The organism is Hymenobacter sp. YIM 151500-1, from assembly GCF_025979885.1.
Classification (GTDB): domain Bacteria; phylum Bacteroidota; class Bacteroidia; order Cytophagales; family Hymenobacteraceae; genus Hymenobacter.
In genome coordinates this window covers 504,988-517,798 of record NZ_CP110139.1, presented here as the reverse complement: position 1 = coordinate 517,798, position 12,811 = coordinate 504,988, and the positions used below count along the sequence as shown (strand labels likewise).

Below are 12,811 nucleotides of genomic sequence, written 5' to 3'. Positions count from 1 at the left end.
ACTCTCCATGAAAAACATACCCCGTTCCACCCGTGCCCTGGGCTTGCTGGCACTGCTGCTGGCGGGCAGCTGCACCGACGACTTCGAGGAAATCAACACCAATCCGTCTACCTACGGCCAGGGCAACTTCAACCCCAACTACCTGCTGACCACCGCCCAGCTGGCCTACACCGGCAGCACCGACTTTGCCTACGATACCTGGCGGGCCAACCTGATTTACTCCTCCACCCTCACCCAGGGCTTTGCCACGGTGGTAAGCTACTGGGCCGGCGACAAATACCTGCTGAACGAAGCCTACACGGCCGCCTACTGGGGCACTACCACGGCCGGAGCCTACGCCGAGCAGGTGAAGCCCATTACGGACATGGTGGAGCTGACCCGCGGCAAAGACCAGTACAAAAACCTGCACCAGATGGGCCGCCTCACGCGGGCCCTGATTATGCAGCGCCTCACCGACTTGTACGGCGACGTGCCCTACTCCGAGGCCGGCCGGGGGTACTACACGGGCGTCATCACCCCGAAATACGACAAGCAGGAAGCCATTTACGCCGACTTGCTGAAGGAAGTGGAAGAGGCCACCAACGCCCTGGACCCCGCCGCCGACAAGCCCTCCGGCGACGCCTTCTACCGCGGCGACGTGGAGAAGTGGCGCCGCCTGGGCAATACCTTGCTGCTGCGCCTGGCCATGCGCCTGACCAAAGTGGACCCCGACCGCGCCAAGACGTACGTAGCCAAGGTGCAGGGCAAAACCATGCAGAGCAATGCCGACAACGCGTTTTTGCTGCACGACGTAGCCGGGGCCCGCGCCACCCAGAACCGCAACAGCCAAATCCTGCTCGGCGACGGGGGCCAGGAAAACTACTACGTGAAGTGGTCGAAAACCTTTATCGACTACCTCAAGTCCACCAACGACCCGCGCCTGGGCAAAGTGGCCGTGACCCAGCTTTACCTGACGCCCAGCAGCAAAACCCAAAACGGCGCGGCCGTGTCGGACCCGGCCGCGCAGAAGGGCATGCCCAACGGCAAGGACCTGAGCGGCCGCCCCGCCACCGACATCAGCAACGACCCCAGCTTCACCATGTTTCCGGCGTATTCGTCGCCCAGCCCCGGCCTGATTAAGCGCGACGGCCCCACCTTCGTGCTCACCTACGCCGAGTCGGAGCTGCTGCTGGCCGATGCGGCCCAGCGCTGGGGCGTGGGCGGCAGCGCGGCCCAGCACTACACCGCCGGCGTAACGGCCGCCATGACCTACCTGAGCCAGTACGACCCCACGCTGGCCATCAGCGAATCGGCGGCGGCGGCCTACCTGGCAGCCAACCCCTACCGCCCAGCCGACGGCCTGCGGCAAATCAACTCGCAGTACTGGGTGCTGACCAATACCATGCTCGACTTTTACGAGTCGTGGTCTAACTGGCGCCGCACCGGATTTCCGCAGCTCACACCCGTGGTGTACCCCAACAATGCCACCAACGGCCAGATTCCGCGCCGCTTCCCCTACCCCACTTCCGAAACCACCACCAACCCCGACAACTTCCGGGCTGCCAGCGCCGCCGTGCCCGGCGGCGACAACCTCACCGGCCGGGTATGGTGGGACAAGTAGCCCGTGGACGTGTAGGTTTCTTAGCCTTAGTTGCCTCACCCCCCACCCCCTCTCCGAAAAGGGAGAGGGGGCTCTAGTTCTAGCTTATAGCTCTAGCTGAGGTTCTATTGATTGTCAACCACCTCCAGCCCACACTCGCTTGATGCGCGACAGTTGACAAGGAAAGGAACTGGTTTCTAGCCCTCGTTCCCAACTTACTTGCTAGTCCGGTGGCGGGCGTGTGTTTAACTTCTTCTCGTAATTCTTGCGCCTATGCCCGGCACCCGCAACCGTGCTTTTAATTTGTTCACTCTGCTCGTAGTGGCGCTGCTGGGCAGCCAGCCGAGCTTGGCTCAAACCAAGGAAATACCGGCCAGCACGCTGGGGCTGGTGCCGCTGCCCCTGGAAGTGAAGGCCTACGCGGCAACCTACGCCCTGCCCGCCACCGTCAGCATCTACGCTAGAAGCCAGGATGAGCGCAACGTAGCAGGTTTGCTGCAAAGCCTGCTGGCGGGGCTGGGCAAAACCGCCCGCCTGACCACGGACCGGACCGCCGCGCACATCCGGCTGGAAACCCAGGCGGGCACGCTCCCGCCCGAGGGTTACCAGCTGGTGGTCGACCAGACCGGCATCCGCATTGCGGCGGCGGGCGGGGCGGGGTTGTTCTACGGCTCCCAGACCTTGGTGCAGCTGCTGCCGCCGCGGGCCGCGGCCGGCAGCACCGCCGTGCCGCAGGTGCGCATCAACGACCGGCCGGCGTTTCAGTGGCGGGGCGCCATGCTCGACGTCAGCCGCCACTTCTTCCCGGTGGAGTTCGTCAAGAAGTACATCGACTTTCTGGCCGCTTATAAGCTCAACACCTTCCACTGGCACCTCACCGACGACCAGGGCTGGCGCATTGAAATCAAGAAGTACCCGCGGCTGACGCAGGTAAGTGCGTTTCGCAAGGAAACCCTGCTGGGCGCCCAGCAGCTCCTGAAAAGTCCGGCCGAGTTCCGGTACGACGGCACGCCCCACGGCGGGTTTTACACCCAGGAGCAAATCCGGGACGTGGTGGCGTATGCCCGGAAACGGTACGTGACCATCGTGCCGGAAATTGAGATGCCGGGACACTCGGTGGCGGTGCTGGCCGCCTACCCGGAGCTGGCGTGCCGGCCGGGCACCTACGAAACCTGGACCATGTGGGGCGTCAACGAGGACATTGTGTGCCCCACGGAGCCCACGTTCCGCTTTTTCGAGGATGTCCTGACCGAAGTCAGCCAGCTGTTTCCGGGGACGTACATCCACATCGGCGGCGACGAAGCCCCCAAAACCCGCTGGAAGGAAAGCGCCGCCGTGCAGGAGATTATGAGGCGCGAAGGCTTCGACGACGTGGAAAAAGTGCAGGGCTGGTTTAACCGCCGGATAGAGAAATTTTTGCAGAGCAAAGGCAAAAAGCTGATTGGCTGGGACGAAATTATGGACGGCGGCATTGCCCCGAGTGCCGCCGTGATGAGCTGGCGCGGCGAGAAGCAGGGCATCGAAGCCGCCCGCCGCGGCCACGACGTGGTGATGTCGCCCAGCTCCCACCTCTACATCAATTTCGGCCACAACCCGCAGCCCCACAGCCCCTACGAGCCGCTGATGATCTGCTGCTACCTGCCGCTCGACAAAATCTACAACTACAACCCGCTGCCCCCAGACCTGACGCCCGAGCAGCAACGGCACATTTTGGGTACCCAGGCCAACCTGTGGACCGAGTACATCACGACGCCCGAGAAGGTGGAATACATGCTGTTTCCGCGCCTGCTGGCCGTTTCGGAGGTGGCCTGGACGCCGGCGGCCCGCAAGAGCTACGCGGGGTTTGTGCCGCGCATGAGCCAGCACTTCCCCCGGCTCGACCGGCAGCGCATCAACTACCGCGTACCGGAGCCCCTGGGCCTGGACAGCGCCAGCGTGGTCAGGCAGGGCGGTACGGCAATGGTTACGCTGCGCTCCGTGGTGCCGGGCGCCCAGCTGCGGTACACGCTGGATGGCCAACTGCCCGACGAAACTACCAAGCTGTACACCAAGCCCTTTGCCGTGCCCCTGAACCGGCGCATCCTCGTGCGCGCGGTAACCGTAGCCCCCAACGGCCGGAAAAGCCCGCCAGCCGAGCTGCTGCTGCAGTAGCCAAGCCGCTTGCCGCGCTTAGCGGGCAGCTGGTGCAGTCCACGGCCCGCCCTTTCGGTTTATCCGGCGGGCGCGCAATTAAACCAACGGCTCCCGGAGGCCAGCGCCGTCCTTCGTTCGTGTCGTCAATGGAACCGGCGGCTCTGCTGCCCCCCTCCAACCCAAAGCCCCGGCATGTGCCGGGGCTTTGGGTTATAGAAGTAGCTTTTCGGGTGGCTGGGTCACCCCAGCCCTTCACCTCATTTCTCCACCGACAGCTGCTGGCGGAACGATTTGCCGCCGCTGGTCACCAGCACGTGATAGAAGCCGTTGCTCAGCGAGGCAGCTTTCACGCGCAGGTCATTCGGCCCGGTTTGGGTGGCAAAGGTTTCCTTCAGCACCAGGCGGCCCGTGCCATCCAGGATGCGCACTTCGGCTGGTCCTTCGGCTGGTGTCGTGAGGCGTACTACTACCTCGCTGTGGTGTAGCGGGTTGGGGTATAGCACGAGGCTAGTTGCTTCAGGCTGGGGCTGCGGCGGAGCCGGCGTGCCCGGCGCCGGCCGCAGCAGAGCCGGAGTCAGGGGCTCGGTCAGGGGGTAGCGGGCCAAGCTGGCATTTGGAATCCGCTGCTTGGGCAGGCCGGGCCCTTCAAAGTACAGGAGCAGGTCTTGCAAGCCGGTTCGCTCGAAATACGTTACTGTGAGAGGATGCCAGCCGGCGGCCAGCGTAATCGTGTCGCTGGGTTCGGGGCCCCAGGTGCGGCCGTGCAGGCCATCGAAGCTGACCACTTCCCGGTTCTGGATAAAGAGCTTGGAGCCGTCGTCGGAGTTCAGGTAGAAGCGGTACCGGCCGGCGGTGGGCACCCGCACGTAACCCGTAAAGGTGAAGCCGAAGTAGTCGGGGCGGTTGCGCAAGCTCAGGTCAAGGTTGTCTGCCACGCCGGTTTTCACGGGTTGCAGCGTTTCAAAAGGCGGCAGCACCTGCCAGACTCCTTCGTAGTAGGCGTAGTTCAGGCCGCTGACCAGCTTGGGCGAGCGGTACAGGGCCGCGGCCGGTAGAGCTTGCTTCGTGATACCGGGCCCGGCCCAGCGCACATGCAGCGTCTCGTCGAAGTTGCCGTCGAAATAAGCCACCGTGAGGCGGTGGCGGCCCGCTTTCAGAGCAATCGAGCCCGACTTTTCCCGGCTGGCATTATGACTGCTGTCATTGTCAACTACCTGCGTATCGCCGATGTAGAGCTTGCTGCCGTCGTCGGAGGCCAGGTAGAAGGTATAGATGCCCTCCTGCGGCACGTCCACGTAGCCGTCGTACTGGAAGGCAAACAGGTCGGAGCGGCGCTTCGGCGACAGGTCGAAGCCGGCCACAACCCCGGCCTTGACCACCGCCACCGTATCGAACCGGGGCAGGGCCGTGAGGTAGGGCGTTTCGTAGTAGCGGTAGTAAAGGCCTGGCAGGGCATCGGCGGGGTTTTCCGGCTCCCGGTACGCAATGGCCGGGCCGTTGTGCAGCTCCACAGTCCCGAAGGCATCGGGGCGCTGGTAGGAGTTATCGGTGGTGGCAAACCACGCTTTCTTGGCCTTGCGGGTGGCGCCATCATCGTCGCTGATGTGCACGTCCAGGCCCAGAAGCGTGCCATTCCGGACCACGCCCGGCAGCCCAGCCAGGGCCGGCTCGGTCAGGCCCAGGGTCCGCCACGGAAACCGAAACTCCACTGCGTAGCCATCAGCCGTGGCAGCCTGGGCAAATTTCACATTCTGCTTGTTGTTGCGCTTGGCCTCGTACAGCGTCGTGTCGTTCCAGCGGGTCTGGTACTGGTAGTCGTTCGGGCCGTAGCTCTCGGCCTTGTCGTTCTGCATGTCGAGGTACACTTCCACGCCGTCGTCCTTCCACACGGCATCGGCCAGGGTGCCGTCCCTGAGGTCGTCGGTGACCTGCACCAGTACGTACAGGTTTTCCTCGTCCCACAGGGCTTTGTAGGAGCCCGACAGGTCGGCCGCCGAGCTTACCCTGCCCAGGGTCACGTTGTTCAGCTCCCGCGCAGGCTGGCTGGCCCATACCGTGTCCGGCACCCCGTCAATCATGGGCGCTGGCGCCCCGGCCAGGTAGTTTACCGCGGGGTTGGGTAGGGTCGGCACGGTTAGCAGGGCCGGCTCCGAGAGGTTGCCGGCTTCGTCTACGGCCACCACCCGGATGCGCTGCTCCGTGGCGGCCGGCAGCTTGCTGAACGCCACGGACGTGCCCGTGGTAAACTGGTGCAGCACGTCGTTGCGGTACACCACGTAGCCGGCCACGCCCACATTGTCGGTGGCCGGCTGCCACCCGATGCTCAAACTCAGGTTGGTAACCCGGCTGGCCTGCAAGCTGCCCGGCACGGTGGGCGGCTCGGTTTCAAACGGCACGTGCGACAAGGCCGCCTCGGGCAGGGCCTGCTTGCTGATGCCAGGCCCTTCGTAGCTCACCAGCAGGTCGCGCCCCCCGGTGCCCTGGAAGTAGCTCACCGTGAGGGCGTGCTTGCCGGCCTTCAGCGGAATCTGCCCGCTCCGCTCCCGGGCGCCGTGCAGGCCGTCGTTATCGACTACCAGCTCCGAGCCGATGTGCAGGCGGCTGCCGTCGTCGGAGCGGGTGTAGAAGGTGTACATGCCATCCTGGGGCACTTCCACGTAGCCTTCGTATTTGAAGGCAAACTGATTGTCGCGCTGGCGCGGGGCCAGCGTGGTAGTGGCTACCTGGCCCCGCTGGGCAGCCAGCAAGGAGGCGAAATTGGGCAGGGCGGTCCAGCTGCCTTCGTAGTAGCGGTAGCTCAGCCCGCTGAGCGCACCAGCCGGCGCGGCCGGCTCCCGCAGCGGCGACACGTAGATGGTAACCGGCGCCGAAATGTTGCTGGCCCCCGTGTCGTCGGTGGCCCGCACCCGGATTTCGTGCTTGCCAGTGGGCAGGTTGCGCCACAGCAGGCTGGCGGCTACCGTATCGGTGGCCTCGCCCAGGACGGTTTTGTTGTCCAGGAACTCCACCTTGGTAATGCGGCCGTTAAGGGTTGCCGCCGCGGCCTTGAGCAGCAGTGAGTCGCCGGTGATGTAGTGGCTGCCCTCGCGCAGGTTCGCCACGCTCACCGTTACCGGCCCGCTGTAGCAGCGCACCCAGTCAATCTCGAAATCGGCGAAGTCGCTGTTGGTGGGCACGCCGGGGAAGCCCCCGTTGCGGTTACCGATGTGGATGTTGAAAATCAGGTACATCGGGTAGAAGGAGTGGTTTTTCATGGTCCGGATTTTCACCCCGTCCAGAAACCACCGCACCGAGTCCGGCTCCCACTCCATGCCCACGATGTGGAAGGCCGAGGTCATGTTGGTGCCCGTAATATTTTTAGCGTCGCTGACGTGCGCGCCCGTCACTTCATCGTTCCAGTGCTGGTTAGTGATGAACGTGGTACTGGCGAAGGCCTCCATAATGTCCAGCTCCGGGGGCCAGAAGCTCTGCGGCGACATCCAGAAGCTGCTGGAATACGCGGTGCGGGGCGCCGTCTTGACGCGGGCTTCGTAGTAGCCGTACATCTGCTGGAAGCCGTTGTACGACGACAGCATGCCCGACTTCCACTGGCCGTTTTCCTTGCCGCCCCGCAGCTTGCAGATGCCATTCTCCAGAATCACGTTGTCGTCGTCGTTGGTTTCCAACGACCAGGTTTCGCGCCAGCCGGCTCCCTTCGGGCCCCAGTAGGTGTTCCACTTTGCCGCGTCAATGGTGCTGGCGTCGAACTCGTCGCGGAACGTGAGCTGCCATTGCTTACCGGCCGGGGGCTGGGCCCACAGCATCGCCGGGCTTAATAGCACTAACAGGGTGAAGCCAACTTGAAGCAAGTAGACGTGTGCTTTCATGAAAAGCGGGTTAAAAATGAAACGTATAGAATGGGAAAACCCCGATTTGCGGCAGCAGAGGCAGGCAAAACGCCGTCCTGAGAAGAGCACTGTCCTCGAATAGCTGGGGCCCGTCGCCCGTAGATTGACAGCGCTTGGATAAATATGTACAAACATATAAATAATTTTTTATTTTATCTTATTTGGTAAATTATTTCTTGTCATAGTGTAAGGAAAAAAATTCTGACTACGCTTCGGCTGGTTTGTGCCGCCACGCTTTATACCGCCGCCCAATCAGCTGCCTCCGAAAAAAGAAAAAGCCGCCTCTCCAAGCAGGAAAGGCGGCTTCTTCTTTTTTGCTTGTAGACCGGTTTCTCTTTTACAGGAAGCCCATTTTTGCGTAGTGACTCGTGCGGCAGAAACGAGCAAGCCTGGCTCCAAGCCAGGGCCCGGTGCGCCGCCGGAGTGGCACACCGGGCCCGGATATCTGGTTTAGCTGCGGCGCCACACGCGCACCCACTCCACCTCGGTGAATATGGGGCCTTGGAAGTTATTGCTGTTGCCGAACCAACCGTCTTGGTCGCCCACGTTGCGTACCTCGTCAGAAAGGATAAGTACCCCTTGTTCGTCTACGATGTTGCCGGAGATGCTACCCTGGAGTACGCCGTCGATGTACAGTGTAGCCTTGCCGGATTCCCACAGTACGCCGTAGGTGCGGAAGGTGTCGGTGTAGGTACCTAGCTTTGAAAATGTGGGGGCAGGCTTCACAAACGGCATGTGCGACGTCAGTGCCACTGCCCCACGTTTGCCACCAAATTCGGCAAAATCCAGCTCTTTGTATGTGTTGTCGGCAGGCTTACTCAACGGGAAAGCCCAGAAGCATGGGTCATTGCCGGGCGAAGAAGCAGGTTTCATGCGCACTTCGAAGTAGCCGAACTTCTGTAGGAAAGGATTGGGAGTACCGGCTGTGGTAACTACGCCGGAGGTAAATTGCAGGCCTCCTTGCGCCTTGCGCTCCGTCTTGATGTAGAGCTTGCCGTTGGCTACTGAGATATGAGCACCGTCGGCCTGGTAGTAGGTATCGATTCGCTTACCGGTGAACGTAGCCGAAGCCGCATTGCCGTTGCCACTGGGCCATGCCTTGGTCCACTTGTTAGAGTCAAAGAAGTCGAAGTTATCTTCGAAGGTCTTGGTCCAGGAGCCCGAGCCGGCCGGGGGGCCGCTCACGGCGCCGGTGCTGGGCGGTGGCGTACCCGTGCCGGGCGTGGTGCCGCCACCGCCGGCTACGGCTTCCAGCTTCCACTTCTGCCCGTCCCAGCCGTTGTCGGCCCAGATGTGCACGTTGGTGTAGGTACCGCGCGTAGACTTGCCGCCCGCTACGTCCAGGCGCAGCTTGGGGCTCTGGTTGCGCACGGCTTCGGGCGTGAGAAAGAAGTAGCCGCTGCCGGCATCCTCCAGCAGCCAGCGCTGGCTGGAGGCGTAAATTGACACGCGGGAGGCTTGCTTGATGCCGCCGTCGCTGTTATTGGCGTCCAGCACCTTGTTTTTCTGCCCGACCTGACTGGTGATGGTGTAGATGTTGCCGCCCTGGTGCACAAAGCGCCAGCTCTGCGGGGCCAGGTTGTTCTGGTCCCACACGCCCACCTGCTGGCCGTTCTGGTCGGTGCCGCCGGCCACGTCCAGGCGCTGGCTGGCCCCGCCGTTGCTGGGCACCAGCTTGGTGGTGAGCGTATACACACCATCGGTAACTAAGCCGCCGGCTATGGCCGTGCTGCTACCCGTGCTGTTGTCCGGCACAGCAGCCGGCTCCGCTTCTGGTTTCGAGCAGCTGGTAAACAGCAGAGCGGCTACCGCAGTAGCGTACGAGGTGCGCAGCCAGCGGCCTCGGGACGGGAGAGTCCGTTGCAGAAAATCTTTCACGTGGTAAGGGTTAGGTTGGAAAAGAAGGTTGTGGAAAAGGGGACTTAACGAATCAGGCGGACGAAGCTCATTTTTGAATTTTACAACGACGAGCCTGATTCTGATAAGCTGGAATACAACCACTGTGCCGGGCCAACCTACCCACCTACTTATCAGGCTGCCACCTGTTCTAGTCAACTGATCAGCAGATGGTTATTTATTGCTCTATACCTATTCCTACCCATTTATCATCTGGCAAGGTGCCTTTGCGGAAAGTCAGCTTTTATCTACTATTTCAAAGCTTGCTCCAATATATTGGAGCAGTGGCAAACAGTACCTACTACATATCGTTTTTTGCACATAACACATACATGGCATAAATTTAATTTTTACCTGAAATTATACTATCACCTAAAATGATTCAGTCATCATAGGTTATTAAAAAAGCATCCCCTACGGCTGAGCCATAGAAGATGCTTTTTGGTGTACCAACTCCAGATGCGTCCTACCCATGCTGCAAGCATAGCTCTTGCCTAATGCCGGTAGGGGCGTACGTTGGTGCAGAAGGCAGGCTCCGGCGGGCAGCCGGCTGCGGTCGAGAGGCAGCTTACCGATAAGGGGATGACTGGTACCTGCACCCACGCGCCTCACCGGTTGCCCAACGCCCGGCGCCCACCTGAGGCCAGCGCAGCCAGCGGAAATGGTGCAAAGCGCACTTATACCCCGCCAGTAACAGGGTCGGAAAAGCTCACCGGCTCCTGCCCCGCAGCACGCGCTACTCGACTTTAAGCGTAAACTGCCGGGCTTGGCCGTCGAGGCGGGTTTTGAGGTAGTAGGTGCCCGGCGGCAGCATGGCCGGCAGGCGGAACTCGGTCTGGCCCTCACGCAGGGGCACGGTGAGCAGGCTCACAAACTGCCCCTGTTGGTTATACACTTGCACCGTGGCCCGCTGCGCCTGCTGGGCCGTCAGGCGCAAGGTGGCCTGCCCATCAGGTGAGGGGTTGGGGAAGACGCTGAGCGTAGCTGCCGGAGCAGTGGCCGCCGATGCGGCGCTGGTTACGGGGCTGCCCGCCACCGCCTGAAGCTGCCACTGCTGGTTGAGGTTGCCGTAGTAGGTCCACTGCTGCACCCGCACGCCGTTGGCCGTTGCGTTTGCGCCCCCCGCCACGTCCAGGCACTTGCCGCTGGCCTTGTTGATTAGGCGGTAGAAGCCGTCGGCGGTGGTTTCCAGCTTCCAGCGCTGGGCGTCAGTGTTGTTGGCGGTATATTGCTGCACCTTGGCGCCGTCGTTGGGGTTAGAGCCCGCCACGTCCAGAGCCCTGCCCGAATGCACCGCCGTCAGCTGGTAGTAGCCCTGGCCCATGTGCTGCACGCGCCACTGCTGATTTTGCCCGCCCGTGGCTTCCCACTGAATAACGCGCACCGTGTCGCCCCGCCCCGCGCCGTACACGTCCAGGCGCTTGCCCGAGTGCCGGGCCGTGAGCGTGTACACGCCATCGGCTACGGGAGCGGCCGCCTGCGGGTAGGCCCCTATATCTACCGCCACGCCAGTCGGCACGCCCAGGGCCTGGGCTACCTCCTGCGGCAGGGCCTGGCCGGCGCCCCGCGCCGGTGAGCTGGGGCTGAGCTGGTAGTTGCCAGCAGCCGGGTCGAGAAACAGGGCCGTGAGGGGCTGGTTGTCCAGGCTGCGGCCGTTGGCTTCCACGCCCACACGCTGGCGTAGCGCGGCCAGCCCAGGCAGCTCCCGATTGTCGCCGGTGCGGGCCTCGGTCCAGCGGGCCAGGGCGGTGGGCTGGGTGGCGCTGGTGCGGTAGTAGAGGTTGTAGTCGAGGGCCGTGACCATGGGCGGGTCGGCCGGGTTCAGGGGCCAGTTGAATACGTCGAGCACGTCCTGTACCTGCCAGGAAGGGAGGTTGCGGACGGTGCCGCCGTTGGCCAGAATGTTGTTTTTGGCCACGTTGCCCTGGGTTACCCAGTTGGGCAGCAAAATGCCCTGGCCGCTGTATTCCTCCGTTTTGCCCGCGCCGGGCCGCTCGGTTTCGTTTATCACCAGGGCGCGGCCGTTGTCGACGAGGGTGTTGTGGTAGATGCGGGCGTTGGCCGAGTTGGAAATCTGAATGCCCGATTCGCCATTGCCTACGCACAGGTTGCCGGCAATGAGTGCTCCGTCGGAAATCTCGAAGAAAATGCCAATGATGCCGTTGCGCAGTACCGTGTTGTGCAGAATCTGGGCCCGGCGCACCCCAATATCCATCCACAGCCCCATGGAGTAGTTGTTTTCCACCCGGTTGCGCCGGAACACCATGTCGTCGAGGCCGGTTATTTTCAGGCCGGCCGCATCCCAGCCCCCATTGAAGCGCTCAATATTGTTGTACGTGAAGGTGTTGTCTTCCAGCAGCAGGCCGTGGGCCATGGAGGCATCAAACCCTTTGCGGCCGTTGTAGCTGAACGTATTGCCGCGGACGATGCAGTTGAGGGCGGTGCCGGCCCGCGAGTTGCTGCCGGGGGCGCTGCCCAGCAGCTGCGCCCCGATGCTGGCATTCCACACGAAGGTGTTGTTTTCGAGCACGATGTTGGGTGCGGCAAACTCCATGGCCAGCTCGGTGAAGTGGGCGAAGCCCAGGCCCCGCACCACGGTGCCGGCCGCCTCGGTGTAGCCCCAGCCCATCCACAGGGCCCGCTCCATGGCGGCCGACTCCACGGTTTTGCCCGCTGGGTTGTCGCCCAGGTAGATAGCGCGGCCCGCCGGGTCCACGTAAAACGTGCCGGCTGTTACGTCCTGCCGCCGCGTTACCTGCGCGAGGGCCCGCCCATCCACAAACACCATGTCGCGCAGAAAGGCCTGGGGGTAGCCGGGCTCCAGGTTTTCGTCGCCGGCGTTTTTGCCGAAGCTGTAGGGCCAGTTGTTGTGGCGCCAGGCCGTGCCATCGGCCACCCAGCCCGTTACTTCCTCGCTGCCCTTCACCCACACCTGCTCGTGGGGGTAGGGCTGCAAGGTCAGGCGCTTATTGACGGCCCCCATGCGGCTGCGGTCGGTTTGTGTGGGGCTGGGGCGGTAGGTGCCGGCCCGAAACACGATGGTGGCCCCGCTGGGCGCCGCCGTAAGAGCGTGCGTGAAGCTGCGCCAGGGCTGGGCCAGCGTGCCGGGGTTCTGGTCGGAACCCTGGGGCGAAACGAAGTAAGCTCCGCTGCCAGGCACGGGGTAGTTGGTGTCTTTGAGGGTCAGGATGTTGCCCTGCAAGTCGCGCGGGGCGGGCTGGGCCTGAGCCGCCCAAGCAAGGGGCCATAGCAGAAGCAGGCAGAGTAAGCAGAAATACCGCGTCATATGAAAACTGCTGGAAGGTTAAAAAAAAAA

General features: G+C 62.6%; 5 protein-coding genes. 2 read left to right on the top strand and 3 right to left on the bottom strand.

Going from position 1 to position 12,811, the window contains the following annotated elements; all coding sequences use genetic code 11:
• Positions 1–7 precede the first annotated feature (7 nt).
• Positions 8–1,600 (top strand): SusD/RagB family nutrient-binding outer membrane lipoprotein, encoded by a 1,593-nt coding sequence (locus tag OIS53_RS02055; RefSeq protein ID WP_264680729.1) that lies wholly within the window; start codon positions 8–10, stop codon positions 1,598–1,600.
• Positions 1,601–1,882: 282 nt separating this feature from the next.
• Positions 1,883–3,730 (top strand): beta-N-acetylhexosaminidase, encoded by a 1,848-nt coding sequence (locus OIS53_RS02050; protein ID WP_264680728.1) that lies wholly within the window; start codon positions 1,883–1,885, stop codon positions 3,728–3,730.
• Positions 3,731–3,969: 239 nt separating this feature from the next.
• Here the strand turns inward: OIS53_RS02050 and OIS53_RS02045 are convergent, their stop codons facing one another.
• The 3 genes from OIS53_RS02045 to OIS53_RS02035 all read right to left on the bottom strand — a co-directional run bounded on the left by OIS53_RS02045 (position 3,970) and on the right by OIS53_RS02035 (position 12,781).
• A complete protein-coding gene (locus OIS53_RS02045; RefSeq protein WP_264680727.1) occupies positions 3,970–7,578 on the bottom strand; it encodes a sugar-binding protein in 3,609 nt (1,202 codons plus the stop codon).
• A gap of 471 nt (positions 7,579–8,049) precedes the next feature.
• Positions 8,050–9,477 (bottom strand): RICIN domain-containing protein, encoded by a 1,428-nt coding sequence (locus tag OIS53_RS02040; RefSeq protein WP_264680726.1) that lies wholly within the window; start codon positions 9,475–9,477, stop codon positions 8,050–8,052.
• A gap of 754 nt (positions 9,478–10,231) precedes the next feature.
• Positions 10,232–12,781, bottom strand: a complete 2,550-nt coding sequence (locus OIS53_RS02035; protein ID WP_264680725.1) for an RICIN domain-containing protein — start codon at positions 12,779–12,781, stop codon at positions 10,232–10,234.
• Positions 12,782–12,811 lie beyond the last annotated feature (30 nt).

Excerpts from the sequence above, each read along its gene's own strand:
- OIS53_RS02055 (WP_264680729.1), top strand. The coding sequence starts at position 8 with ATGAAAAACATACCCCGTTCCACCCGTGCCCTGGGCTTGCTGGCACTG.
- OIS53_RS02035 (WP_264680725.1), bottom strand. The coding sequence starts at position 12,781 with ATGACGCGGTATTTCTGCTTACTCTGCCTGCTTCTGCTATGGCCCCTT.
- OIS53_RS02045 (WP_264680727.1), bottom strand. The coding sequence starts at position 7,578 with ATGAAAGCACACGTCTACTTGCTTCAAGTTGGCTTCACCCTGTTAGTG.